The 24,908-nt window shown below is 42.2% G+C and carries 23 protein-coding genes; 13 read left to right on the top strand and 10 right to left on the bottom strand.

Annotated features, from left to right (window positions below):
- Positions 1–227: 227 nt before the first annotated feature.
- The 4 genes from V7K61_RS32435 to V7K61_RS32420 form a co-directional block, all read right to left on the bottom strand.
- Positions 228–653 carry a hypothetical protein gene (locus V7K61_RS32435; RefSeq protein WP_335060041.1) on the bottom strand — a complete coding sequence of 142 codons (426 nt, stop codon included), beginning with the start codon at positions 651–653 and terminating at the stop codon, positions 228–230.
- 277 nt (positions 654–930) lie between these two features.
- Positions 931–1,185 carry a hypothetical protein gene (locus tag V7K61_RS32430; protein WP_335060039.1) on the bottom strand — a complete coding sequence of 85 codons (255 nt, stop codon included), beginning with the start codon at positions 1,183–1,185 and terminating at the stop codon, positions 931–933.
- Positions 1,186–1,426: 241 nt separating this feature from the next.
- Complete coding sequence (locus V7K61_RS32425; RefSeq protein WP_292871492.1) at positions 1,427–1,657, bottom strand: DUF6737 family protein; 231 nt, start codon at positions 1,655–1,657, stop codon at positions 1,427–1,429.
- A 59-nt stretch (positions 1,658–1,716) separates the two neighbouring features.
- The gene (locus V7K61_RS32420) at positions 1,717–3,336 is read right to left on the bottom strand and encodes a cyclic peptide export ABC transporter (protein WP_335060037.1); all 1,620 of its coding nucleotides are present in this window, start codon (positions 3,334–3,336) and stop codon (positions 1,717–1,719) included.
- Between the two features lie 487 nt (positions 3,337–3,823).
- Here V7K61_RS32420 and V7K61_RS32415 point away from each other — a divergent pair, with 487 nt between their 5' ends.
- The 9 genes from V7K61_RS32415 (at position 3,824) to V7K61_RS32375 (ending at position 14,768) form a co-directional block, all read left to right on the top strand.
- Entirely contained in the window at positions 3,824–5,473 is a 1,650-nt protein-coding gene (locus tag V7K61_RS32415; RefSeq protein ID WP_335060035.1) for a B12-binding domain-containing radical SAM protein, read from the top strand.
- A 623-nt stretch (positions 5,474–6,096) separates the two neighbouring features.
- Positions 6,097–6,702: a CDP-alcohol phosphatidyltransferase family protein gene (locus V7K61_RS32410; RefSeq protein WP_335060033.1), complete on the top strand. Its 606-nt coding sequence runs from the start codon at positions 6,097–6,099 to the stop codon at positions 6,700–6,702.
- A 43-nt stretch (positions 6,703–6,745) separates the two neighbouring features.
- Positions 6,746–7,477 carry a 2OG-Fe(II) oxygenase gene (locus tag V7K61_RS32405; RefSeq protein WP_335060032.1) on the top strand — a complete coding sequence of 244 codons (732 nt, stop codon included), beginning with the start codon at positions 6,746–6,748 and terminating at the stop codon, positions 7,475–7,477.
- 13 nt (positions 7,478–7,490) lie between these two features.
- On the top strand, positions 7,491–9,149 hold the full coding sequence (locus tag V7K61_RS32400; protein WP_442936396.1) for an alpha/beta hydrolase: 1,659 nt from the start codon (positions 7,491–7,493) through the stop codon (positions 9,147–9,149).
- 8 nt (positions 9,150–9,157) lie between these two features.
- A complete protein-coding gene (locus V7K61_RS32395) occupies positions 9,158–9,304 on the top strand; it encodes a hypothetical protein (protein ID WP_335060028.1) in 147 nt (48 codons plus the stop codon).
- Between the two features lie 92 nt (positions 9,305–9,396).
- On the top strand, positions 9,397–10,152 hold the full coding sequence (locus V7K61_RS32390) for a phosphocholine cytidylyltransferase family protein (protein ID WP_335060026.1): 756 nt from the start codon (positions 9,397–9,399) through the stop codon (positions 10,150–10,152).
- A 198-nt stretch (positions 10,153–10,350) separates the two neighbouring features.
- The gene (aepX, locus tag V7K61_RS32385) at positions 10,351–12,006 is read left to right on the top strand and encodes a phosphoenolpyruvate mutase (protein ID WP_335060024.1); all 1,656 of its coding nucleotides are present in this window, start codon (positions 10,351–10,353) and stop codon (positions 12,004–12,006) included.
- Positions 12,007–12,391: 385 nt separating this feature from the next.
- A complete protein-coding gene (gene aepY / locus V7K61_RS32380; RefSeq protein WP_335060022.1) occupies positions 12,392–13,573 on the top strand; it encodes a phosphonopyruvate decarboxylase in 1,182 nt (393 codons plus the stop codon).
- Positions 13,574–13,685: 112 nt separating this feature from the next.
- Entirely contained in the window at positions 13,686–14,768 is a 1,083-nt protein-coding gene (locus V7K61_RS32375) for a 2-aminoethylphosphonate aminotransferase (RefSeq protein WP_335060020.1), read from the top strand.
- A gap of 165 nt (positions 14,769–14,933) precedes the next feature.
- On the opposite strand, the gene V7K61_RS32370 is transcribed toward V7K61_RS32375, so the two are convergent.
- From V7K61_RS32370 to V7K61_RS32355, 4 genes are all read right to left on the bottom strand, one after another.
- Positions 14,934–15,362, bottom strand: coding sequence for a DUF5615 family PIN-like protein (locus V7K61_RS32370; RefSeq protein ID WP_335060018.1), 429 nt, complete (start codon positions 15,360–15,362; stop codon positions 14,934–14,936).
- A complete protein-coding gene (locus tag V7K61_RS32365) occupies positions 15,289–15,627 on the bottom strand; it encodes a DUF433 domain-containing protein (RefSeq protein ID WP_335060016.1) in 339 nt (112 codons plus the stop codon). Before V7K61_RS32365 ends, V7K61_RS32370 begins: the two co-directional genes overlap by 74 nt.
- Before the next feature lie 149 nt (positions 15,628–15,776).
- Complete coding sequence (locus tag V7K61_RS32360; protein ID WP_094348972.1) at positions 15,777–16,232, bottom strand: cupin domain-containing protein; 456 nt, start codon at positions 16,230–16,232, stop codon at positions 15,777–15,779.
- 298 nt (positions 16,233–16,530) lie between these two features.
- Positions 16,531–17,310: a cysteine hydrolase family protein gene (locus tag V7K61_RS32355; protein ID WP_335060014.1), complete on the bottom strand. Its 780-nt coding sequence runs from the start codon at positions 17,308–17,310 to the stop codon at positions 16,531–16,533.
- A gap of 81 nt (positions 17,311–17,391) precedes the next feature.
- Between V7K61_RS32355 and V7K61_RS32350 the strand changes: the two genes are divergently transcribed.
- The 4 genes from V7K61_RS32350 to V7K61_RS32335 all read left to right on the top strand — a co-directional run bounded on the left by V7K61_RS32350 (position 17,392) and on the right by V7K61_RS32335 (position 21,198).
- Positions 17,392–18,792 (top strand): amidohydrolase, encoded by a 1,401-nt coding sequence (locus V7K61_RS32350; protein WP_335060012.1) that lies wholly within the window; start codon positions 17,392–17,394, stop codon positions 18,790–18,792.
- A gap of 144 nt (positions 18,793–18,936) precedes the next feature.
- Positions 18,937–19,548 (top strand): hypothetical protein, encoded by a 612-nt coding sequence (locus V7K61_RS32345; RefSeq protein WP_335060010.1) that lies wholly within the window; start codon positions 18,937–18,939, stop codon positions 19,546–19,548.
- 39 nt (positions 19,549–19,587) lie between these two features.
- The gene (locus V7K61_RS32340; protein WP_335060008.1) at positions 19,588–19,839 is read left to right on the top strand and encodes a hypothetical protein; all 252 of its coding nucleotides are present in this window, start codon (positions 19,588–19,590) and stop codon (positions 19,837–19,839) included.
- 150 nt (positions 19,840–19,989) lie between these two features.
- Positions 19,990–21,198, top strand: coding sequence for a NupC/NupG family nucleoside CNT transporter (locus V7K61_RS32335; RefSeq protein ID WP_335060006.1), 1,209 nt, complete (start codon positions 19,990–19,992; stop codon positions 21,196–21,198).
- Positions 21,199–21,270: 72 nt separating this feature from the next.
- Here V7K61_RS32335 and V7K61_RS32330 read toward each other — a convergent pair whose 3' ends face one another.
- Positions 21,271–23,007 carry an ABC transporter ATP-binding protein gene (locus tag V7K61_RS32330; protein ID WP_335060004.1) on the bottom strand — a complete coding sequence of 579 codons (1,737 nt, stop codon included), beginning with the start codon at positions 23,005–23,007 and terminating at the stop codon, positions 21,271–21,273.
- Positions 23,008–23,138: 131 nt separating this feature from the next.
- Positions 23,139–24,356, bottom strand: a complete 1,218-nt coding sequence (locus V7K61_RS32325; RefSeq protein WP_335060002.1) for a lipid-A-disaccharide synthase-related protein — start codon at positions 24,354–24,356, stop codon at positions 23,139–23,141.
- Positions 24,357–24,908: the final 552 nt, after the last annotated feature.

Genomic DNA, 24,908 nt, shown 5'->3' with positions numbered 1-24,908 from the left:
CGGTTCCCCCAATTGATCGGGGGATTTAGGGGGGATCTAGAAGTGCCTAAAATTACATCTGACCACTTTTAAAACATCCTCTAAGATCGATCCCGCGGATAATACGCTGTTGGAGGTGTTTAGACTGTTACACTTCCAGCGATCGAGAAAACTATTAGGAGCGATGCGTTTATTGCATCGCTGCTGTGCCGCTTTTCAAGCTTTTGTTTAGTATTGAGAAGCAACCATTACAAGATACCGACTGAAAGTTTAAAAGGAATCGTTCGATTTCTGTCCTTATTGCCACCCTTTAGATATACACGAACTATATAGTTGCCACTCTGTGACAAACGAACGCTTCCATCGTTGCCCGATATTGAGCTGTTATAAATTGCCCGATCTGTGCTGCCTGGTGAGAGAATGTTGAAGTATGCTGTTCCATTGGTAATCAACGAAACCGACAGCCTTTGCCCTGCCCGCGCATTCAGAATGTAGTCATGGTATTGGTTGCCCGCGATCGAAGACTGTATAAAAGTGTTGTCTTTGCCAGCGGAAAACCGTACGGTCGTATGAGCCTGAGCTAACGACGGTGCAGTAAAGCTAAATGTGAGCGATGTGGTGATGACCGAGGCGGCTAAAACACTACGAATAAGAGTCAAGGCAGAGTTTTTCATGTGATAGTTTCTCCGTCGCAAGCAATTCATTGCTTATTGTTATAATTAATCAGCAAACCGTTCAGCTTAATTAAATTACCCCAAGCAAAAGTATTAATCTTCAAATTTGAAGATTAGTAGTATGTTGTTGATGGTATTCAAATCTATCTAAATGTATCTTGATTTTTGTTTTATCATTTTGCCTTTAGTATTTCTTCAGACTTACCTCGATTTTTCGCCTATTAGCTAGTGTCGAATCACATGAGTTGATCTGAGTACCGGGGAATATTTCTAAATATTACGAGTAAACAGCAACAGATACCTCGAAGTCGTGTTGAGGTACTCCAAAGTCGTGTTGAGGTACTCCAAAGTCGTGTTGAGGTACTCCGAAGTCGTGTTGAGGTACTCCAAAGTCGTGTTGAGGTACTTGAAACTTTGTCGCACCGCGATCGAGTACACAGGTGCGTAGGCGTAGCCCACCGTAGGCATTGCTTTCATAAATTTTTACAACAAATCGATGTCTACGATGATCGCTGACTTGTACTGAGCGCAACCGAAGTAGCTTGTCGTACCACTTGCCTACGGCACGCTCCGCGAACGTGGAAGCAAGCTAGCAAGAGCGTCTGTCTGCGACACGCTGCGCGAACGTAGAGAAGTGCGGGCTACACCTACGCTTGATTTTTAACCGAACTTGATATAATTATCTGGACACGATCTGAAATGCTAAATCTCTGAACACAGTGGAATAATTTTCTCTACCTAGACTAAATTTCCAGCATTACATTAAGCTCAAACTACTCTTTATACGACTCTAAAATTCCACTGCGAATCATTAATTGTGGCCAAAACAACACAAAAAATGCCATCCACGTTCCTATTGGGATGGAAACAAGAACTGTTAGCCAGATAGTTTTAAATAGTAACCAGCTACCACCAATCAGTGTCACACCTGTGAGAACTATAGACCAGGGTTGACACCACCAAGGTTTATAGTTCCAAGGACTTATGGGCTTTTGTTCGGACATTAGTTTTATTTAGTCAAACTCCAAATATTCTTTTAACAATTATCAATTGTTTTGCCAGATTAAGTTTTATCGTACTCTATTTTTCCATAGTCAAGTTTGATAATTCGGTCTGCTAAATGAAAATAGCGATCGTCATGGCTAATCACCAGCACTGTTTTACCCCGCGATCGCAATTCTGGAAGAAGTTGAGTGTAGAATATTTCTTTGAATACTGGATCTTGATCGGCTGCCCACTCATCAAATAGATAAATTGGTCGATCTTCCAAGTAGGCTGTGAGTAAAGCTAGCCGTTTTCGTTGTCCTTGGGAAAGAGCAGTGGTAGAAATTTGTCCATTTTGAACTTTCACTTTATGGTCTAGTTGCAGTTGTTGTAAATATTTTCTGGCTTGAGAATCCAAGTTAGAATTTTTTAATCCTAAAAGTTCTTCAAATAAATAGAAATCGGAAAATACCACAGAAAAATGTTGGCGATACCATTCTCGATTTTCTTCGCTAATTAACTGGTCGTCAAACAAAATTTCGCCGTTTTCTGGTACATAAAGCCCAGTAATTAATTTAGCTAATGTAGATTTACCGCTACCATTACCGCCGACAATGAAGACCAATTCTTGAGGAAAAAGTGTCAAGTCGATGGGGCCAAAAATAAAGCTATTGTCTTCTTGTTCTGTGTAGTAAGTGTGGGTAACGCTTTGAAATTTTAACCTATACCAGTCAGATTTCAGAGCAGGTGGTACAGTGGATATTTCCGTTCGACTAGCTAGAGATAAACCCAGTGACTCAATTTTTTGTAAAGCAATGCTGGCTTTGCTTAATAGAGGAAGTTTACTGATGATGTTATCCATTGGTAACACCAAGTAAGTGAAAGTCAAAATATAGCCAGAGAGAGTTTCGGGATTGATGGTAAGCAGATTAGGCAGTACAAACAGTACAAAACCGAGGGCAAAAAAGAAGATGAGTTGACCCCAGCTTGAAGTTATGGCAAAAAGGCTTAGACCATTAACGTTGTGATGACGAAACTCGTTAGCAGTTGATTGCAGTTTCTCTTCTAAAAAGTCTTCACGCCGCTTGTAGTTTAGTTTAAGTTCCTTGACTCCTTCGGTAATGGTGCGAAAATGTTTAAACAGATGATCTTCATCTTCACGAGCTAGAGCTAGCAATTGTCCGCCTCTGTTGAGTAGCCACTGACAACTAGCGATCGCAACTACTGAAATTCCACAAACCATCAACAATACTAACCAAGAAAGCCAGGTTATATAGGTTATACAACCTAAGACGATCGCTAAATTAATAAAGATAAAAGGCATCTGATAAACAGCATTAGCCACCGCCTGAATATCTTCTGTTAAAGTAGCCAATAATCGAGGATTCCCTAAGCGTTCTAGATGACTCAACTCGGAAGCGAGAATCTGGCGACTTAAACGCATCCGTAATTGCAAGACTGCATTCTGAGAAAGGCGAATCAGCATCACTTGAGAAATGATACTGGTAATTAGTGCAACTATAGCCAGCCCCGCAAAACCCCAAATTATCGATGTGAGGCGCGAAGAACTACCGCTACTTGCAGCATGGCTAATTAAGGCAATCAAGCCAGCACTACTACCACCACTCAAAAATCCGGTAGCGATCGCGATCGTTACCATCCCCCACGAAGAACGCAAAAGAAAGTAAATCAAATTCATGACAAATGCCTATACCCAGTTGGATACAACAAAAAATGAAAATCTCTCTTTTTATGTCCCATGCGCGATTTCCATAATAGTTGTTTGCCAACCAATTAAATTTGCATTGCTAGGGTAGATTTTATATTTTACCAGTTAAATACCCCTTCAAATATATGACTTTTCATGTTATGTGGAAAAGTCCACCAAAAACCTAACCCCCTTCCCGACGCGGGAAGGGGGAAAGTTCAAAGTCTCTCTCCTTTTAGGAGAGAGAAATAGAAGAGAGGTTTTCCAGATGCCGTAAAAAGTCAGTTCAAATATCACGATGAATCAGGCAGAAGGCAACATTGGGCGATTTATAATCTTTAGGACTTTGTTTTGAGCAAAAATATATTTATAATCCCTTCTGCCTTCTGCCTTTCTTTGGTAAGCTAGTTGGAATTACAGCTAATTATGTCAATAAACTGTCAAATTACCTGCTCAGTTTTCCAGGGTGAAATTTGCGATGACTGTAAATCTAAAATCTTTAGAGAACCAAATTGCGGGCGATTCCAAAACCGCTCCTGTAACTCAAGGAACCCGCTACGTTCCTTCGCACCATCGACGCATTCTGTGTATTTTTCCCAAGTACAGCCGCTCCTTTGGTACTTTTCATCACGCTTACCCACTGATGGGTAATGTCCGCGCTTTTATGCCACCCCAAGGTATTTTAATTGTGGCTGCCTACTTACCGAAACAATGGGAAGTGCGGTTTATTGATGAGAATGTCAAATTAGCAACCAGGGCTGATTATCAATGGGCTGATGTGGTGATTGTGAGTGGAATGCATATCCAAAAACCACAGATTAATCAAATTAACGAACTTGCCCATCGAGCCGGCAAAATTACCGTTGTGGGCGGACCCTCGGTATCTGGGTGTCCAGAATATTATCCTGAATTTGACATTTTAAATTTGGGTGAATTGGGAGATGGAAGCGATCGCATGATCGAATATCTAGACCAAAACTCTCAACGTCCCCAACAGCAAATTCGCTTTGAAACCAAGGAACGTCTACCCTTAACAGACTTCCCCACCCCAGCTTATCATTTGCTGAATATCAATGATTATTTCTTGGCAAATGTGCAGTTTTCTAGTGGCTGCCCTTATCACTGCGAGTTTTGCGATATTCCCGAACTCTATGGCAACAGCCCCCGGATGAAAACGCCAGAGCAAGTAGTCGCGGAGTTAGATGCAATGCGACAATCTGGCAATTTAGGGGCAGTGTATTTTGTCGATGATAACTTTGTTGGCGATCGCCGCGCCGCCATGAAGTTACTTCCTCACCTGATTGACTGGCAAAAACGCAATGGCTACCCCATCCAATTTGCCTGTGAAGCAACGCTCAATCTAGCTCAAAGTCCAAAGCTGCTGGAAATGATGCGCGAAGCTTATTTCTGCACAATCTTTTGTGGTATCGAAACACCAGAACCAAATGCCCTCCATGCGATTTCCAAAGACCAAAATCTGAGTATGCCAATCTTAAAAGCCATTCAGGTTTTAAATAGCTATGGCATGGAAGTAGTTTCAGGAATTATCATTGGGTTAGATACAGATACACCAGAAACAGCAGACCGAATTATCGAATTTATTCGGGCATCGCAAATTCCCATGTTGACAATTAACCTACTTCATGCTTTGCCTAGAACTCCATTATGGCGGAGATTAGAAGCAGAAGGACGACTTGTTTATGATGAAAACCGCGAATCAAATGTTGAATTTTTGATGCCCTACGAACAAGTTATTGAGATGTGGCGGCGCTGCATTACAACTGCTTATGAGCCGGAATTTTTATATGAGCGGTTTGCCTACAACATGGAACACACCTATCCAAATCGCATCAAAATTCCTAACAGCCCATCTCGCGCTTCTGCGGCTAATATTCGCAAAGGTTTAACTTATTTAGGTAATATTTTGCTGCGGATAGGCTTATTTAGTAACTATCGCCAGACTTTCTGGAAAATGGCCAAGCCAGCACTAAAAGCAGGTAATATCGAAAACTTAATTCACGTTGGACTTGTGGGACACCATCTAATTAAGTTTGCCCAAGATTGCGCCAAAAATGAAGAATCAGCTTCGTTTTATTCCCAAAAAATTCTCACCAAAGTCCGTAGTTAACTGTCAAGATGACATTTTGCGAAAAAGCAAAACAAAGATAAATTAAACTTATCAGTAAACAATTTTATTGATATATAACAGTCCTAAATCATTCGTGAAAATCTCTATTTCCAAACTCTCCGTGTCCTCTGCGCCTCTGCGGTTCGATTAAAAAACATTTTTCACTAAGGGACTTCCAAATAAAAAAGGGGCGCATAGCTAAACCGGCTTGGTGAAAACGTTTTGCCCTCACCCCCAGCCCCTCTCCCAAGAAAGCTACGGTGTATACACAACTCGAATTACCCCCCTTAATCCCCCCTTATAAAGGGGGGAAACCGGAAATCCAGTTCCCTCCCCTTTATAAGGGGAGGGTTAGGGTGGGGTAAAACCCAGATTCATCAGATATTTCAGACTTGTGTATACACCGTAGCCCAAGAGAGAGGGGAGCTAGACATTCAATTCCCCTTCTTCTTTGGGAGAAGGGGTTAGGGGATGAGGGCGTGAGGGATTTGCAAAACGCCTGTCTGATATAGTTTTCGGCTTAAGTTGACACGTAGGATAGCAGTTCGCACCTAGCGCGTCTTGCATCCAAACGAGAACCGCTATATATATATTCCAAGACCAGATCAAATTTAACTTCATCTATGATCGCAAAGCCTTGGGATGCTCAACTTGCTTACTGGCTAATTAAACCTCTAAAAGACAGTTGGGTAAATCCCAATCATCTTACTACAGTGCGACTTTTGACAGGGTTGGCGGCTGCGATCGCCCTCGCAGTTGGTAATACCATTTGGGTTAACATTGGGGCATGGCTATTTGCTTTATCTAACTTTCTCGATCATACAGACGGTGAATTAGCTCGTTTGAGTGGGAAAAGCAGCAAATGGGGACATCAATATGACCTTGTTAGTGACGCCATCATCCATATTCTATTGTTTGTGTGTATTGGATATGGTCTGAGGGAGGGAAAATTTGGTTGGTGGGCGTTGGTGATGGGGATAGTATCTGGCGTGTCTGTTGCTTGCATCTTTCATTTGCGAAACCAAATGGAACAACGTTTAGGTAAAGACGCCAGCCGTCAACCAAATTTCGCCGGCTTTGACATTGAAGACGTGCTGTATTTGTTTCCCATAGTTCCCTTGCTGAATGGACTAGAGCCGTTATTAATGGCAGCGACAATTGGAGCGCCAACCTTTGCTATATGGGTAATTTGGCAATTTTGGACACTCCCGCAGCCGGAATCAAACTAGATAAGGAAGCAGTGAGAGAATAAATAATTATCAATGGGCATCAATGGAGCTTCAAACTGAAATTGATAAAGCTATGGCAGCCGTTGATTACCAGAAACTTCAAGCTGAGTTTCAAGCTCAAAATGAATTTTTGGTAGTGGAGAACTTTCTCCCTAGCTGCATCATCGAGCAGTTCTTGGCGCTGTTGCCATCTTTGCAACCTGCTATCAACCGCAACTATATTCCCAATCATAAAAAGGGCGGTAGTATCAGCCGCTATAGCTTAGATAGCCTTGCTCCGATTTTCGGAGAGTTTTATCAACTCAGTGCCTTTTTCGAGTTCCTCAACCAAATTACAGCAGAAAAACTCCTTCCCTGTCCTGATACCGATCCCCATACTTACGCGCTGTACTATTACACTGAGCCTGGAGATCATATCCAGTATCATTACGATACTTCTTACTATCACGGTAAACGCTATACAGTATTGCTTGGTTTGGTTGATAATTCATCCAGTAAGTTGGAATATCAACTCTACAAAGATATTCCAGAACGGGAGACGGAAATGCGATCGCTCTCCTTAATTCCTGGTACTCTAGTATTATTCAATGGTGACAAACTTTACCACAGAGTTACGCCTTTGGGTAACAATGAACAGCGTATTGTCTTAACTCTGGAGTACGTCACCGACACCCGCATGGGTATCTTAAAACGTTTTGTCTCGAATATGAAAGATGCGATCGCCTATTTTGGTTTTCGCCAAGTGTTTCGCTGTAATTATTCCCTTCGCTATTGATATTAGTTTAGCCATGCTATCTAAAGTTCGCAGCCATCCTTATTTTCTTGCTCCCCAAACTGTTTTGCTGAAATTGGCTTTGAGAATTTTTAGTATCGGGTTGCTGCCTACACTAACTGCTTACCCCGCTTTAGGTGCAGAGCGCCTAAGATTTAATTACGGTCTTTTAGAAAGGTCTATTCCAATTAGTTCGCTCGAAACTTATGCTAGAACAGGCAAAATAGACGATGATTTGGCTGGATATACTCAGTATGTAAGTAAAAAAGAACTAACTCAACTGCGAAAAGTTTTACTAACTCCTATTCCTTTAAATGAAGTAGAAATTTCGCAGTTTCTTTATACACCAATTGGTGAAGAATTATTAAAAAAATTGGGAAAAGTTATTCAGACAGAATCTAGATTGTCAGGCTTTTATGCAATTCGTGCAGCACTGATTTTGTCAGCCGCAGATCAAAAAGATTTTACGCTTTTAAATGTATTACACAAGTTTCCTGTGAGCGCAATTTCAATTAATTTAGACCAGAGTTTGGCAATTGCAGAAACATTGCAGAATTTAGTCAATCAAACTCAAAAATCAGTAGCACTTATTAACCAACAATCCCAACAAAAGACAACTACTGCTTCTACACTTAATATCGTTCCATTGATAGATTTAGGAAAAACCGGAACTTCTCGTTTCTTAAAGCAAACTATCACACTTAAAGACCTCTCGCGTAATCGAATTTTTCCAGTCGATATTTACCTTCCAATCGTTCAAACTCCTCGTCCGATAATTGTCATTTCGCACGGACTGGGTTCTGACAGAACAAGTTTTGCTTATCTAGCCGAACATCTGGCTTCTTATGGTTTTGTAGTTGCTGTTCCAGAACATCCTGGCAGTGATTCAAAACAACTGCAAGCATTATTATCAGGTACAGCAGATAGAGTGACCAATCCTAGAGAACTTATTGACAGACCTTTAGATATTAAATTCTTATTAGACGAATTAACTAGTTTATCAAAGTCTAATACAGCATTTCAGGGGCGTTTAAATTTAGAGAAAATTGGTATAATCGGACAATCATTTGGTGGGTATACAGCATTAGCATTAGCAGGTGCAAAGATTAATTTTGAGCAATTGGAAGTTGACTGTCCAGCTTTGGAAGATACGTTAAATATTTCGCTTTTACTTCAGTGTTTAGCAGTAAAATTACCAAAGGATAAATACAACTTATCTGATGTAAGGATAAAAGCAGCAATTGCAATGAATCCAGTTGATAGCAGTATTTTTGGTCAAGCTAGCCTCAGCCAAATAAAAATTCCCGTGATGATTGTATCTGGCAGTTCTGATACGGTTGCTCCGGCCTTACTAGAACAAATTCAGCCTTTCACTTGGTTAACAACTCCAAATAAATTTTTAGCACTTATCAAGGGCGGTACACACTTTTCTACTATTGCAGAATCACCAAATGCAACCATACCTGTTCCTACACGGGTAATCGGTTCAAGTCCGGCTTTGGCACGTCATTATGTTAAAGCTTTGAGTGTTCCCTTTTTTGAAAACTATGTTGCTCAACAGCCAAGTTACCTTCCCTATTTGAGTACAGATTATGTTAATACAATTAGTCAGCAACCACTACCGTTAACTTTGATTAAATCGCTGACATCTGAACAACTACAACAAGCGTTTTAATAAAACTTTTGAAGCTAGATGAACTCTACAAAGATATTCCAGAACGGGAGATGGAAATGCGATCGCTCTCCTTAACTCCTGGTACTCTAGTATTATTCAATGGTGACAAACTTTACCACAGAGTTACTGTTTCTTCAATGTTAAGAATTAATTAACAAATATTATCTTGAGCAAAAAACAGTCATTATAAAATACTGGGAAAATTTCCAGATTTACTGGTGTCTAAGCTACTGTTGGTGACTTGACGATGAAGGCAATTATCTTAGCTGCTGGCGTTGGACGACGCTTAGGTAAAGACGGGCAAATCCAACCCAAATGCTTACTGAAATTTAACGGCAAATCTCTACTAGAGCGCCATTTTAACAATCTCCGTCATTACCAAATTGATGAAGTAGTGATTGCTGTGGGTTATCAAGCAGAAAGAATTCAGGATGAAATCAAAGCATTAGGAGCCGAAAGTTGGGTCAGTACAATTTATAATCCTGACTACACCAAAGGCAGTGTAATCAGCCTTTGGACTGTACGTCAGCATTTAGTTGCTGGCGATGACATATTATTAATGGATGCAGATGTATTGTGCGATCGCCGCATCATCGAACGATTGGTAAAGACAAATATCCCCAACAGCTTTTTACTAGATCGGGATTTTGAACCGGGAGATGAACCCGTGAAGCTTTGTGTTAAAGATAATTATTTAGTGGAATTTCGTAAACAAGTAACTCCTGGTTTAGCTTACGATTTTGTCGGTGAGTCAGTGGGATTCTTTCGTTTTGAAAGTGCTGTTGCTCGCCGTCTTGCTACTCGCACAGAACAGTATGTTGCAGAGGGACGGGATAATGAACCTTATGAAGAAGTAATTCGGGATCTGCTCTTAGAAACTCCAGAAACATTTGGCTACGAAGACATCACTGGATTACCTTGGCTTGAAATCGATTTTCCCCAAGATATTCAACGCGCTCAAAGCGATATTTTACCTCAGATAGAAGTCGCAGAAAATGTCTGAAAATATCTTTATTTATAGCGGTTTTGGTTTGGATACATTACAGTTTGACCTCTCTCCAAACCTCTCTCCTAAAAGGAGAGAGGCTTTGAATCTTACCCCCCTTCCCTTGTAGGGAAGGGGCTGGGGGTTAGGTCTGTATTCCATGCAATTGAAAATCGCTAGCCATATTATTTATATAGGTTGAGAAAAGCAGAATAAATGCATCAAATATTTGCACCCAATGATACCTCTGTAAAATTAAATAAGTGTGCCCAATTGCGGTTATTACTAGAATCGCCTCAACTCGACTTCATCATGGAAGCTCACAATGGGATTAGCGCCCGGATTGTGGAAGAGGCTGGATTTAAAGGAATTTGGGCGAGTGGATTAGCTCTTTCGGCTCAATATGGCGTTCGAGATAATAATGAAGCCAGTTGGACTCAAGTTGTAGAAATGCTGGAGTTTATGTCTGATGTCACCAGCATCCCGATTTTATTAGATGGTGATACTGGCTATGGCAACTTTAATAATATGCGTCGCCTAGTTAAGAAGTTAGAACAGCGAGGTATTGCTGGAGTCTGTATTGAAGATAAGCTTTTTCCCAAAACCAATAGCTTTATTAACGGGAGTCGCCAACCTTTGGCTGATATTGATGAATTCTGCGGCAAAATTAAGGCGGGTAAGGATAGTCAGACAGATCCAGATTTTTGCATCGTCGCCCGACTCGAAGCTTTGATCGCCGGCTGGGATCTCTCGGAGGCATTGCGCCGGGCTGAAGCTTACCACGCCGCCGGAGCAACCGCCATCCTGATTCACAGTAAATCATCGCGCGCCGATCAAGTGTTAGCCTTTGCTAAAGAATGGGCGGGTCGTTCCCCATTAGTGTTTATACCGACTAAATATTACAGCACGCCTACTGATGTTTTTCGCAAAGCTGAAGTTAATTTGGTCATTTGGGCAAACCATCTGATTCGAGCGGCTGTTGCTAGTATGCAAGCGATCGCGCGTGAAGTGAAAGCCAGCGAAACTTTAATCAACATTGAAGATGATATTGCTCCCGTAAAAGAAATTTTCCGGCTACAAGGGGCGGATGAACTCATAGAAGCTGAAAAACGCTACTTTAACAACGGACGACAAAATACCCAAGCGATCGTTCTGGCTGCTAGCAGAGGAAAAGAGTTAGCCGGATTGACGCAAGATAAGCCAAAAGTGATGTTACCTCTTGGAGGTAAACCTTTACTCAGGTTGTTGGTAGACAAATTCAAGAAACTTGCTATCAATGATATTACCGTTGTTGCCGGTTACAAAGCAGAAACCATCAATGTTCCGGGGACTAAAGTCATTCGCAACCCAGATTATGAAACAACGGGAGAATTAGCATCCTTAGCTTGCGCTCAAGCTAGTTTTGGCGAAGAAATGCTGGTGCTTTACGGCGATTTACTATTTAGAAGCTACATCCTGCGAGATTTATTAGAATGTCCTGGAGAAATTGTAGCTGTAGTTGATTCTGTAGCCAACAGCAAATCTGTTAGCGGTTCACCTGATTACGCCTATTGCTCAATTCCAGACGATCTTTCTCTGTTTGGACAGGATGTCAACCTGTTGAACATTTCTAAAACGACACAAACGCCATTAGGAAAGTCTAGCGGCCGCTGGATTGGGATGTTGCGCTTGCGGAGTCAAGGTAGACAGTGGGTTAGTGAAGCACTCAATGAATTACAAAAACGACCGGAATTTAACAGTTTGGGTTTGCCAGAATTATGCAATTATTTAATCGAGCAAGGTAAACCGATCAAGGTGCTTTATATTCGCGGTAACTGGTTAGATGTTAATTCTTTAGATGATCTTGACCTTGCTTTTCAATTGAAGCAATAGGGATTGGGGAGTGTGGAGGTGGAAATAAAATTTTGAACTCTGAGGTTCATCAACGAAGCTCTGAGAAGATGTTTGAAAAGTCCTCTTGTTGGTAGCAAAACGTTCTAGATCCCCCTAAATCCCCCTTAAAAAGGGGGACTTTAATTCCGGTTCCCCCCTTTTTAAGGGGGGTTAGGGGGGATCAACAAGCACCTAAAATCACAGCTAACTACTTTTCAAACAACCTCTGAGGTTCATTAACGAAGCTTTGAGGTTAAAGTTTTGAGTTCTGATGCTCAAGTTTGGCTTTCTGAAGTCGAAGTAATAATCTTTTCTTCCTACTCCCAACTTCCCACTCCCCATCTCAATCGTTTAAATCCCTGAAAATTGCTGTAAATTTTTAATTATGATTCAGGCAGAAAAATTTGTAGAAGCTGCGCTTAATCTTGGCTTTGGGTGGTACACTGGCGTACCTTGTTCTTTTCTCACGCCTTTTATTAACTACGTCATCAATGACGTTCAACTTAAATATATCTCCGCAGCCAATGAGGGAGATGCTGTAGCGATCGCTGCTGGAGCCGCAATTGCTGGTAAACCAGCTGTAGTAATGATGCAAAACTCTGGTTTGGGAAATGCAGTTAACCCGCTAACCTCCCTCACTTATATCTTTCGGATTCCACTGCTGCTGATTTGTACCCTGCGAGGCGATGTCTACGACGGGCTACGCCTACGCCTATTGCAAGATGAGCCGCAACATGAATTAATGGGACAAATCACAGATAAATTGCTGGAAACAATGTCTGTACCTTGGGAATTTTTTCCCACAGATGCAGCAGAAATAGAACCAGTTTTGCAAAGAGCAACAGCTTATATGCAGCAAGAACGCCGACCTTATGCTCTAATTATGCGTAAGGGAACAATTGCCCCCCATGCACTCACCCGTTCTTCTTTCCCAGAACGAGAAAATAGTGCTAGCGCTTATATTCAGCAAAGCTTTTTTCGCGATCGCAAAGAACAACGCATTTCTCGCAGCGAAGCATTAGCTAGGATTGTAGAACTGATTGATGCTAAAAATACTGTAGTAATTGCCACCACCGGATACACGGGACGCGAACTCTTTGCCAGTAAAGACAGCGCCAATCATCTTTACATGGTCGGCTCGATGGGTTGCGCTTCCTCACTGGGATTGGGATTATCCTTAGCACGTCCAGACCTCAAGGTAGTAGTAATTGATGGCGATGGGGCAGCATTAATGCGAATGGGTAATTTTGCTACCATCGGCACTTATGGCGGTGCTAACTTGATCCATATTCTTTTAGATAATGAAGTCCACGATTCCACAGGCGCACAAGCCACCGTCTCTGCGGGTATCTCCTTTGCCAAAATTGCCGAAGCGTGCGGTTACGGCGTGACATTAGCCGGAGATGACCCCGCCCTTTTAGATGCCTTATTTACCGCAGATGCTAACACTAGACCTAAATTCGCTCATTTAAAAATCCGTCCCGGAACTTTAGAAAAGCTACCCAGACCCAACCTCACCCCGGAAGCCGTTTTACAACGCTTTATGAAACACATTGGTAATTCTTAATTCGTAATTCGTAATTCGTAATTAATAAATTCCAAGTACAAACTCTTAATTTATTAATGCCAATGACAAATGACCAATGACAAATGACCAATGACAAATAACAAATGACAAAATGATTTTACTAAATCCCGGCCCTGTTAATTTAAGCGATCGCGTCAGAAATGCCCTGTTGCGTCCCGATTTGTGTCACCGTGAGGTGGAATTTTCCCAACTTCAAAGCGGAATCCGCGAACAATTACTTCAAGTTTATGGTCTTGGAAGCGATCGCTGGGTAGCAGTTCTCCTCACGGGTTCTGGTACCGCCGCGATGGAAGCGATGATCAGCAGTTTAGTACCCGCAGACGGGAAATTGCTGGTAATCGAAAACGGTGTATACGGCGAACGACTATCCAAAATCGCCAAAATTCACGGCATTGATTACATCACACTTTCCCATCCTTGGGATGCCGAAATAGATATCAAGGCTTTAGTCAAACTCCTGGATGAAAACACCGACATCACCCACCTTGCTGTCGTCCATCACGAAACTACTACCGGTCGCCTAAATAATTTACTGGAACTTGCCCCAATTTGCCAAGAACGCCGCATCAAACTGTTAGTAGATGCAGTCAGCAGCTTTGGTGCTGAGGAATTAAATTTTGCAGATTGGGGAATCACCGCTTGCGCTGCGACAGCGAATAAATGTCTGCATGGTGTTCCCGGAGTATCCTTTGTCATCCTGCAACGGGATGCACTGCCGTCAGTAGACACAATTCCCCGCACCTTATATTTAGATTTAGCAACCTATTACCAGCAGCAAGACCGAGGTGGCACACCTTTTACGCAATCAGTACAGACATTTTATGCTTTAACAGAAGCTTTACAAGAAATGACAGAAGCAGGAGGTTGGCGTGCCAGACACAAACATTACAACCAACTTGCCAGCTTAGTCAGAGATGGGTTAGCCTCAATCGGAATTAAACCCTTACTTCCTCTTGGCAGTTCATCCGTTGTCTTGAATGCCTACTACTTACCAGATGGTTTCAGCTATGAAGAATTTCACGACCAACTGAAAGCACAAGACTATATAATTTATTCTGGACAGGGAAATTTAGCTCAATCAATCTTTCGAGTCTCGACAATGGGAGCCATTACCCAAGCTGACATGGAACGCTTTGTTGGCGTTGTTAAACAAATTATTTCCAAAAGACAGTAATTAGACTTGTTTGGAATATTAACGATCGCCTCGAAATGCACCACAACTAATACTACTAGCTAGGCAGTTACGAATTTTCCCTATATCTCTTGGTGTTATTATAGATGGCGATCGCCACATCAACAAACCTGGGAAATCTTTGAGTTGTTAAACCGCGCTGGGACTTTAACGAAGAGGCAGATATTGCACTTGTCCTTCCCATTCGCCCTCAAAACTTCCCTGTGCGATCAACAAGATATCTTCGATCGCCAATCCCACTGAGACGCTGCGACTAATCTCAAATACCTCTGGCATTTCTAACCCTGCCTGTACACGCTCGTAAGCATATAGAGTTATTGTTTCTACATCATGAGTTAATAGAACCCGGCCCTGTTGCGCCGCCCATTCCAGAATGACTCGATCATCAGTTTTGGACAAACCTACATCCTGAACTCTAACAATATCAATCTCAGGTTTTCGTCGAAGAATTCCTCTAACAATTTGGTTGTTAAAGTTCTCGTCTGCTAAAAGGCGCAGCATTTCAACTCTGCCCTTGGTGGGTAAGTCTTGCCATGAGGCGATCGCGTATCCCAATTGGATTGAAACGACGCTCATTTTCTTGACGAACTTGGATGCCACGCTCTTGTCGAATTTTTAGATAAGCATCAACTTCAGTTTTCCGTCGAAGGTAGTAGCCAATCACCGAGTACACATCTGCAAGCTGAAGAGATGGATATTGTTCGACAATCTCTTCTGCTGTAACACCCTCCAAGAAGGCGGCAACTACAGTATCAAGAGTTACGCGAGTATTACTAACACGCACAACGCCATCAGAATCAGGTGATAGAGGTATAGGATCAGTTGCTACGGTAAGAGACATTTTAGGTTACGGGAGACTTAGCTTTATCCACTAATTTAGCGCTTTTTCATCACTCCCATGAGAGAGAGAATCGCCAACATCAACAAGCCTGGTAGATCGCACAACAATAATTGAACCTCCCTCAACTGAGAACTGCTATAAAAATTATTTTAACAGGGCATCAAAGCATCAAATCTCCCCAGTACTGCCATATCTTCTTCATCTAACTCCGCCGGAATCCCACTGCGAATCAATTCCGAAAAGTCTTCATTGGGAATCATCACAGTCAACGTGTACAAGCGAGTAGAACCAGTATTTTTAATCAAATGAGTACCAGTGGGAGGCACTAATAAACTATCTCCAGCTTTGATCGTGGCACTCTTGCCGTCACATATAGCGATCGCTTCCCCTTTGAGGACGAAAAACATTTCCACCGCCCATTGATGGCGATTTGGGGGTGTTTGTCCACCAACATCAAAAATTTCTATGCAGCAAGTCAAAGAAGTATTAGCATTTGTGGAATCGAAGATAATTGCTAATCGATTCGAGGCGTCGGGACTGATGCGATATACTTGGTAATCTTTGCTAGATTTGATCACCGGAATTACACAACGAGTAGCGTACATTTATTTATCCCCTCTGAAGTTATCGATGGGTATGAAAATTCCTAAAATCCGAGTTATGAATCACAGAATTTTAGATTTTAAATTTTGGATTTTCGATTGAATAATTCAAAATTCAAAATTGTCTGAGAGAAAGCGAATTTAAACGCCAGAAAAAATCTAAAATTATTGAGCGAATAAAGAGCATTAATGCATGGGATCAATCTAAAATCTAAAATCGTTGACTGAGCGAAGTCGTACTCCTTCGGAGAAGCAAGCTACGCGTAGCGTTCCGCAGGAAAGTCCAAAATCCAAAATTGATTCACTCCTCACCATTTTGCAGCGCTGTTAAAATTCCTTGCGAGTCAGTGACAAAACCGAAGCATTGTTTAACGTTATACAATGTCGCCTGCCAACAATATTCAGGAGAAGTGGTAGCGGTGCAATCTTTAAGCAACACGCAGTCATATCCTAAGAAGTTGGCATCACATAACGTGGTTAGTACACATTGATCGGCATTAACACCAGCAAAAAATAATGTTGTCCTTCCCAAATTCCGCAAGATACTATCTAATGGTGTATCCCAAAACCCACTCATGCGGTATTTATCCACACGAATATCTTCGGGTATCTGTTCTAGCTCGTCTACGATTGCCGCAGCCCAACTACCTGCCATAAGTACTCTAGCACCATTGCTTGGTAGTGGATCGCCCAATCCCACACCTTCCCCTGTGGGATTATAGACGTGGCGCGAACTAGCACTAATATTGAGCAAGTCGGGACGATTTCCCCAATTTACCCAAATGACTGGAACACCAACCTCACGCAGTTCTGGAAGTAAGTTGTTCAAAGGTTCAATAGGCTGACGCGCCGGAGTTACGTCCACGCCGATATGCGCTAACCAGCCATCAGGGTGACAGAAGTCGTTTTGCATATCAATGACGAGGATAGCAGTCTTTGCCAAATCTAGGCGCAGGGTTTTAGTTTCTGTTGATAAGATAACGGGTTGTAGGGTCTTTTGAGGACGAGTGATATCTGCGATCGCATCATTCACTATCCACGCATTTGGGGCAACTCCCAATGTCCGTAATGGTAAATTCATAAAATTCCAGTACCCAACACCATTTTCTATTTTGTAACTTGAAATTCAAGTCAAAATACAATTACTTAATTAAGGTTAAATATGGTAAATTTCACTATCCAGAATGTTTTGATTGCCGTCAGTGATGATTATGCAACGGTAGATTTACAGGTTGTAGATGATAAAATTGCCGCCATTGCCCCCAATCTACAAGTAATCGGCACTGCCATAGATGGCAAAAATAAGCTATTGCTACCTGGCTTTTTCAACGCCCACACCCACTCATCAGAGATGTGGCAGCGAGGAATTATGTCAATGTTCCCTTTAGAATTATGGTTGGCGGAACTGTATGATTTTGCCCCCCTCGTTCCCGAACAGGTTTATCTCAGCGCCTTGGGAACGGCGGTAGAAACCTTACTTTCCGGCGGGACGAGTGTAGTAGATCACCTGGTGTTAATTCCCGGACTTGAGTTAGAAACGATCGCCATTGCCACTCGCGCTTACAAAGAAGTGGGAATTCGCGCCTTTATCGCCCCCTTAATTCAAGATGAATCCCTCACCGCAGGTATGCCATCCGGGGAATCAACCCAAACTCATGAGCCTTATTTTCGTTCAGCTGCGGTAACATTGGAAATCATTGAAGAGGCGGTAAGACAATTTCATCGTCCAGATGAGGGTGTAAATATTTTAGTTGCACCAACGGGGATTCAATTATGTACTGATGCTTTATTTGAAGGGTGTACTGAGTTAAGCGATCGCTACAATCTTTGTCGTCACTCCCATTTACTGGAAACCAGGGCACAGGAAAAACTCGCCGAAGAAAAGTACGGTTGTACTGCTGTGGAACATTTGAAAAAAATCGGGTTTTTGAGCAATAAAACTTCTCTTGCCCATTGCATCTGGTTAAATGATGCTGATATCGCCATCCTCGCCGAAACTCAATCTACAGTTGTTCATAATCCCTTAAGTAATCTGCGTTTAGGCAGTGGCATTGCCCCTATTTTAAAATATCGCCAAGCTGGAATAAATGTAACTTTTGGTTGTGATGGTGCTTCTAGTAATGACTCTCAAGATTTGCTAGAAGCCATCAAAATTGGTTGTATTTTACATAATATTACAGACTCAGATTATCAGCACTGGATTACACCCAGACAAGCAGTGGAAATGGCATCATTGGGAGGCGCAAAGGGTCTGAATATAGCAGACAAACTTGGTTCTTTAACTGTAGGTAAACAAGCAGATTTAGTACTTTATAACCTCACCAATTTATCATTATTACCCCGTACAGATCCCATTGGCTTATTAGTTTTAGGTCGTCCTAGTAATGTTGTAGATAGCGCTTGGGTGAATGGTAAGCAAATTATTGCTGATGGCAAAGTTACCACAATTAATGTTGATGAATTGCGACAAGAATTATTTAACCGTAGTCAATGGGAGACAAAGCGCAAGTCTGAAACCGTCGCGCAAATCGAGGCTCATTATCGGACGGTTATGGGGTTGTAAAAGACAAAAAAATACAGAACTGCGGCAAAAAATTCGGGCTTTGGTGTTTAATCTTCAGTTAAAAAATGGGAAAGATATACTTACTAAGGTTGACGACTATAGTCTCAAACATTACAGTAGAACTTGAGTGATGAGTTTTTAGATATGAAATCCTACACCGACATATATAACCACTATCGTAAGAATGTTTATCCCTGTGCAGAGAAGGAATATTCTTGGTATAAACAAGCTGACAATTTAAGATATGCTGTCAAAAAAGCTTTTCTTAGTAGAAACGAAAAGGGAGAAGTTGAAGACCATCAAGCCCGTTATGGTATTCCCAAGTGTCTATGTTTAGCGGCTAAGATTGCTTTAGAACATTTTGATACTCAGTGTATTAGTGATTTTGACAATTTTAATAGTATTTATGAATTTGTTCAGGGTGTTAGAAATAAAGTAGAAGGCTTTGGTGAATTAGCCAATTATGATGTGGCGCTTCGTATTAGTCAATATCTAGGTATTGAAGTTCACGAAGTCTATCTTCATAGAGGTACTAGGGAGGGATTTTGCGCTCTACGTTTGAATATAAAAAATAGACGTATTGTACCTGTAGAAAAATTTCCTGAACCCTTTAACCAATTAAGCGGAGATCATCTAGAAAATTTACTTTGCATATACAAAAAAGTATTAGATGATCCTTCAGCCGAGTTCCCTAAAAATTGTATTCGCCGAAAAACAAATTCTTCTTGCATCAACAAAAATTGCTGTATTTGCTAAAATATCGCGCACAAGCTGAATGCCAAAGGAAGTAGCTCTATGCCAATTGTCATTACCCTTAGCCCAGAATTAGAAGCATTACTACGCGACAAAGCTGCTCGGCAAGGTCAAGATGTTAGTCTTGTAGCGTCTGAGTTGCTTACCAGTGTCCTAGAGTGGGAAGTACAAGAATCAGAGGAGGCAATAAAGGGGATTCAACAAGGATTAGATGATTTTGAGACAGGACGGTTCCGGTCTTTTCATGAGTTTGCCCAAGAACAGCGCCGCAAGTATAATCTGCCAACTGATTGATGAAATATCGTATCGAAATATTATCTACCACCAGTTATCCTTATTTACAGGATCAAAATTCTAGTAATTAACTAAAAAACCCCAAAAAAAGGCAGATTTTGTGTATGCTCTGTGACTAAGTGCCTTAACAATACCTTTTCAGGAGTAAACATGGAACGCGCCATCTCTGCGTTGGGAATTTTAGTTTTTCTCAGTATATCCTACGCCTTCTCTGTTAATCGTCGTGCGGTGCGTTGGCGAATAGTGGCGTGGGGTTTGGGATTGGAATTTGTGTTTGCATTAGTAATTCTTAAAACTCCTTGGGGTTTAAATGTGTTTAAATCTCTGGGAGATATTGTCGGGCAATTTTTAGCATTTTCTGATGTTGGTGCAAAATTTGTCTTTGGAGAAAATTTTAAGGATCATTTCTTTGCTTTCCAAGTGCTGCCGACAATTATCTTTTTCTCTGCCTTCATCAGCGTCTTGTATTACTACGGCATTTTACAGCGAATCGTAAATGTGATGGCGTGGGTAATGATGAAAACGATGAAAACATCGGGTTCTGAATCTTTATCTTGTGCAGGTAACATCTTTTTGGGGCCAACAGAGTCGGCGCTGATGGTTAAACCTTACATAGCGAATATGACGCAATCGGAACTCCATGCCGTGATGACGGGTGGTTTTGCCACAATTGCGGCGGGAGTACTAGGAGCATATCTTTCTTTTGGCATCCCAGCAGAACACCTAATTGCTGCTTTCTTTATGACTGCTCCCACTTCGTTGGTGGTATCAAAATTACTTTATCCAGAAACAGAAGTATCAGAGACGGCTGGTAAGGCAAAAGCGTATGTAGAAACCAATTATGTAAATGTAATTGATGCTGCTACCACCGGAGCAATTGACGGCGTGAAGCTAGCAGTTAATGTTGGGGTGATGATTATCGCCTTTTTAGGATTATTAGCCGCCCTGAATGCCCTTTTGGGATGGTTGGGTGCATTTGTGGGCTTACAACAACTCTCACTACAGTGGATTTTGTCTTTTATCATGGCTCCCATGGCGTGGTTAATGGGCGTACCTTGGGCTGATTGTCGGCAAGTTGGGGCTTTGTTGGGTACAAAAACAATTTTGAATGAGTTTATTGCTTTTTTGGATTTGAAGGCACTAATTGAAAGTGGAAAAATTTCTCAACGGGCAGTAATTATTACAACTTACGCATTATGTAATTTTGCAAATATCGGTTCAATTGGTATTACCATTGGCGGCATTGCGGGGATAGCACCTAATCGCCAACATGACTTAGCTCGTATGGGTGTAAGGTCAATGATTGGCGGATTGTTAGCGGGTTTTATCACCGCTTGTATTGCTGGGGTGTTGATTTGAAAAAGTTAGAGAGACGCGATAAATCGCCGTCTCTACAGGGAATTTATCCATCAATTATTTATTGACAGACTACTACTCATCTGTAGAGTAGAACTGTTGGGCGTAAAAACGGGCATACCGTCCTTCTTGAGACAGGAGGGAGGTGTGAGTACCAGCTTCAACCACCTCTCCTTGTTCGATTACGAGAATGCAATCAGCCCGACGAACGCTGCTCAAGCGATGGGCGATAATAAACACGGTACGATTTTGCATCACTCGTTCTAGCGCTTCTTGAACTAGTGCTTCTGATTCCGAATCTAGGGCAGAGGTGGCCTCATCCAGGATGAGAATTCGAGGATCGTTGGCAACTGCTCTGGCGATCGCTAATCTTTGGCGTTGTCCTCCCGATAGGTTAACTCCCCGCTCTCCCACCCAAGTCTGATAACCTTGAGAAAACTGGGTGATAAAGGAGTGAGCGTTGGCAATCTTGGCTGCTTCCTGAATCGCTGCTAAATCTAATTCTTCTTGACCGTAACCGATATTTTCAGCGATCGTTCCCGAAAAAAGAGTAACATCCTGGGGAACAATGCCAATTTGATGGCGCAAGCTGGTGAGTGTGACATCACGGATATCAAGATCGTCAACCAGAATTTGACCCCTTTGAGGGTCATAGAAGCGAAGTAAAAGGTTGATTAACGTCGATTTACCGGCTCCAGAAGAACCAACCAAGGCAATGACATCACCAGGAGAAGCGTCTAGGCAGAGATCCTTTAGCACTGGCTGGTCGGGATTGTAGGCGAAATCGACATGACGATACTCTACCTTGCCCATAACTCGTGGCATTGCCTGAGCATTCGATTTTTCGCTGATACTAGGCTCCTTTGCCATCAGTTCAAAGATGCGTTCAACAGAAGCTTCGGTCTGTTTGTACTCGTTGTAATTGCTAATCAGCATATCGATTGGCTGAATCAGTAAAGCCACAGCAGCCAAGAAACTGATAAACCCTTGAGATGTCAGTTGCCCCTGAGAAATCTGCCATCCTCCCAATAAAAACAGCAGCATAATACTAACTGCTTCCAAAAAACCAACAACGGGAAACTGAATGGATTTGAGTTGTAGAGCGCGATACTTAGCTTGGCGATTGATTTCTGCTTCTTTATTGAATCGCTTCACCTCATATTCTTGGGCTGCAAAAGCTTGAACGACGCGAATCCCACTAAATACTTCAGTTAGCATCGCCGACAAATTGGAAACTTGATTTTGGCTCTGGCGAGATAGCACGAGTAATCGCTGACCAAATTGCCCGATTAACCAAGCCATTAAAGGAGCCAAAACCAAACCCGCAAGAGTGAGCGGCCAATTCAGGTAGAGCATGTAAATGGGAATCGCAATTAACTGCAACAAATTGGAAAGAAACTGATGGGATAACTTGTCCACAATCTCGCCGACGCGATCGATATCTTCAGTCAGGCGATAAGTCAAGTCTCCTGTCTGTGTGGTTTCAAAGTAGTCTAATCCAAGTTTGTGCAGGTGAGCATAAACCCGCTTACGCAAGTTTAAAACCATGTTCAGGGCAGCAGCGATCATAAAGACATTCTGCCCGTATTGACAAAGCCCTCGAACCAAAAAAACTAAAGTGGCTAGTCCGAGCCAGTAGGCAATTTTGTTTACATTTCCCTGGCCAAGATAAAAAGCGACCTGACCTGCTAAATAGGGCACTGCTAGGGTGAATAACACAAATCCTAAGATACAAGCCAATCCCCGGATTAACAGCGGCCATTGGGGCCAAAGATAAGGCAACAGTTGCCAGTAACTAGAGCGGACTTTCATAAGTAAGTAAGAATTCAGGAGTCAGGATTCAGGAGTCAGGAGTCAGGATTCAGAATTGAGATGCATTACGGCGTTAGCCTACCACATCATGTTACCGAACCGTGCCGACTCCTGAATTCTGACGCAATATTCTACTCAGTTTCTCCTAGAGAGTTTAGTAGAAAGCGGGCAATTCTCTCAGATGCGCCGGGTGGGCCAAATCGCTCAGGGCCATTTTCTTTGCACTTAGCGAGGTAGTCTGAATCTTGTAAAGTTTCAACTACTCGTTTCGCTGCTTGCTTGAGAATCTCAGGGGTTGCTGGCTTAGTGCCGATGGTTTGGGCAGAAATGCCCAACAACCGCGTTTGCGCTTCTGCAAATTGATAGGTAAATTGAGGGCCTTCTCCGGGAATCTGGATAATAGGTTTGCCGATCGCTACAGCTAAATCCACTGCCAACCCTGCCATACCAATGACGAGGTTAGAGTAATATACGATATCACTGAAAGCATCTGAGTAACATCTCACTTCTACAAGTGGTGATTCCTCAGCAGAACTTCCTGGAGGAGAATAGGTGAGTATACCTTGATTCAGTTGCCAACCTTGACTTTTAGCAATGTCGTCTAATTGCGCCATCAAATTTGGTAATAAGGCGGCACGAAACTGGAATCCTGGCTCAGGCATCACCTTGGCGATTTCTACTACCAGTTGCAACTGCAAACTGAAATTTCGCGCGGCTTCCGGCATCCGCGATCCTGGTAAAAGTGCGATCGCAGGAACGTCCGGTTTCAGGTACAAGTCTTTGCCAATGGGGACAAGGCGATCTAAAGCTGGAATCCCACCAAACTGAGCCTTAGCTATACCTTGCCGTTGAAGATCGAAAGCCGTATAGGAATCTCTGGTAAAAACTGTCAGACATCGAGAAGAATTAAGGTCGTGCCACAGCAGTGGATTGATACGCAATCGCCCTTCATAGAGGGCAGAAAGACAAGAGATAAACGAAACGAAGGGACGCTTGGTTAAGTAAGCAAATGTCTGGGAGACAAAATCTCCAGTAGACATAATTAAATCGCAGTTAGGAGCATACTGCAACACCGCTTGTAATTGTTGCCACGTTAACCCAATCAATCCCGATTGAAAATCTTTGAGCAAATAGAGGCGCTTCATGTAAAAGAATCCGCCAGAGGGCATTATTTGTGTAGGCCCAATAATGGGAATGTCCAAGCTGCGGTAAGCTTTTCCTTCACCCACAATTGGCATTGCCGCCATCTCAATCGAAGGACACAATTGGCGCAGGGTTTGAATAACATGAGAGGTGTGGTTGTCCTCTCCGTGGCCGTTACTGATAAACAAGATTCGCTTAGAAGGCATCTTGGGGTTTGGATAGGTCTAAAATGCTTGTTTGGTGAGATTTTTAACCTACATTGGGTGAGTAGGCTAAGAGATTGATAGTATTTTTACTATTGAGAGTTTGTAATTTTATAGACAAATCTACAAAGTTACCTTTTCTGGTGTAAACCGGAATGGAATTATTGCTAATTCCTGGTTTTGCAAACGCTAATCTATCAGAGAATACAGTATTAGGAGTACAAGCGCTATGGGTACATTAGACTTCTTGTATGAATCAATGAGCTTTCACCCTAAATCCCTCTCCCAAAAATGGGAGAGGGACTTTTAAATTGGCTCCCCTTCTCCCAAAAATGGAAGAAGGGGTTGGGGGATAAGGGCAAATTTTGTATTTGTGCAAGAAGTCTATTGATCTGAGTTGAATTCAAATATGCAGTAATTGTTGCAACTTCCGCATTATCTAACTTCTTTGCAAATACCTGTTCAATAGACCTCTTGCAAAAGTCGCTAACACCCCACCCCCAACCCCTCCCGAAGAGCGGCTACGGTGTACACACAAGTGTTAGTGCAGTGTAT

This window comes from Nostoc sp. (assembly GCF_036918015.1).
Taxonomy (GTDB): domain Bacteria; phylum Cyanobacteriota; class Cyanobacteriia; order Cyanobacteriales; family Nostocaceae; genus Nostoc.
Note: the sequence above shows the minus strand (reverse complement) of the source record. Positions and strands in the feature narration are given on the sequence as shown.

What these genes read in the sequence shown, in the direction of transcription:
- V7K61_RS32360 (WP_094348972.1), bottom strand. Translation starts at nt 16,232, where the DNA reads ATGTACGCTACTCGTTGTGTAATTCCGGTGATCAAATCTAGCAAAGAT.
- V7K61_RS32350 (WP_335060012.1), top strand. Translation starts at nt 17,392, where the DNA reads ATGGTAAATTTCACTATCCAGAATGTTTTGATTGCCGTCAGTGATGAT.
- V7K61_RS32390 (WP_335060026.1), top strand. Translation starts at nt 9,397, where the DNA reads ATGAAGGCAATTATCTTAGCTGCTGGCGTTGGACGACGCTTAGGTAAA.
- V7K61_RS32410 (WP_335060033.1), top strand. Translation starts at nt 6,097, where the DNA reads ATGATCGCAAAGCCTTGGGATGCTCAACTTGCTTACTGGCTAATTAAA.
- V7K61_RS32325 (WP_335060002.1), bottom strand. Translation starts at nt 24,356, where the DNA reads ATGCCTTCTAAGCGAATCTTGTTTATCAGTAACGGCCACGGAGAGGAC.
- V7K61_RS32335 (WP_335060006.1), top strand. Translation starts at nt 19,990, where the DNA reads ATGGAACGCGCCATCTCTGCGTTGGGAATTTTAGTTTTTCTCAGTATA.
- V7K61_RS32365 (WP_335060016.1), bottom strand. Translation starts at nt 15,627, where the DNA reads ATGTCTCTTACCGTAGCAACTGATCCTATACCTCTATCACCTGATTCT.
- V7K61_RS32330 (WP_335060004.1), bottom strand. Translation starts at nt 23,007, where the DNA reads ATGAAAGTCCGCTCTAGTTACTGGCAACTGTTGCCTTATCTTTGGCCC.
- V7K61_RS32435 (WP_335060041.1), bottom strand. Translation starts at nt 653, where the DNA reads ATGAAAAACTCTGCCTTGACTCTTATTCGTAGTGTTTTAGCCGCCTCG.
- V7K61_RS32400 (WP_442936396.1), top strand. Translation starts at nt 7,491, where the DNA reads ATGCTATCTAAAGTTCGCAGCCATCCTTATTTTCTTGCTCCCCAAACT.
- V7K61_RS32405 (WP_335060032.1), top strand. Translation starts at nt 6,746, where the DNA reads ATGGAGCTTCAAACTGAAATTGATAAAGCTATGGCAGCCGTTGATTAC.
- V7K61_RS32345 (WP_335060010.1), top strand. Translation starts at nt 18,937, where the DNA reads ATGAAATCCTACACCGACATATATAACCACTATCGTAAGAATGTTTAT.
- V7K61_RS32340 (WP_335060008.1), top strand. Translation starts at nt 19,588, where the DNA reads ATGCCAATTGTCATTACCCTTAGCCCAGAATTAGAAGCATTACTACGC.
- V7K61_RS32415 (WP_335060035.1), top strand. Translation starts at nt 3,824, where the DNA reads ATGACTGTAAATCTAAAATCTTTAGAGAACCAAATTGCGGGCGATTCC.
- V7K61_RS32370 (WP_335060018.1), bottom strand. Translation starts at nt 15,362, where the DNA reads ATGAGCGTCGTTTCAATCCAATTGGGATACGCGATCGCCTCATGGCAA.
- V7K61_RS32420 (WP_335060037.1), bottom strand. Translation starts at nt 3,336, where the DNA reads ATGAATTTGATTTACTTTCTTTTGCGTTCTTCGTGGGGGATGGTAACG.
- V7K61_RS32425 (WP_292871492.1), bottom strand. Translation starts at nt 1,657, where the DNA reads ATGTCCGAACAAAAGCCCATAAGTCCTTGGAACTATAAACCTTGGTGG.
- aepX (WP_335060024.1), top strand. Translation starts at nt 10,351, where the DNA reads ATGCATCAAATATTTGCACCCAATGATACCTCTGTAAAATTAAATAAG.
- V7K61_RS32355 (WP_335060014.1), bottom strand. Translation starts at nt 17,310, where the DNA reads ATGAATTTACCATTACGGACATTGGGAGTTGCCCCAAATGCGTGGATA.
- aepY (WP_335060022.1), top strand. Translation starts at nt 12,392, where the DNA reads ATGATTCAGGCAGAAAAATTTGTAGAAGCTGCGCTTAATCTTGGCTTT.
- V7K61_RS32375 (WP_335060020.1), top strand. Translation starts at nt 13,686, where the DNA reads ATGATTTTACTAAATCCCGGCCCTGTTAATTTAAGCGATCGCGTCAGA.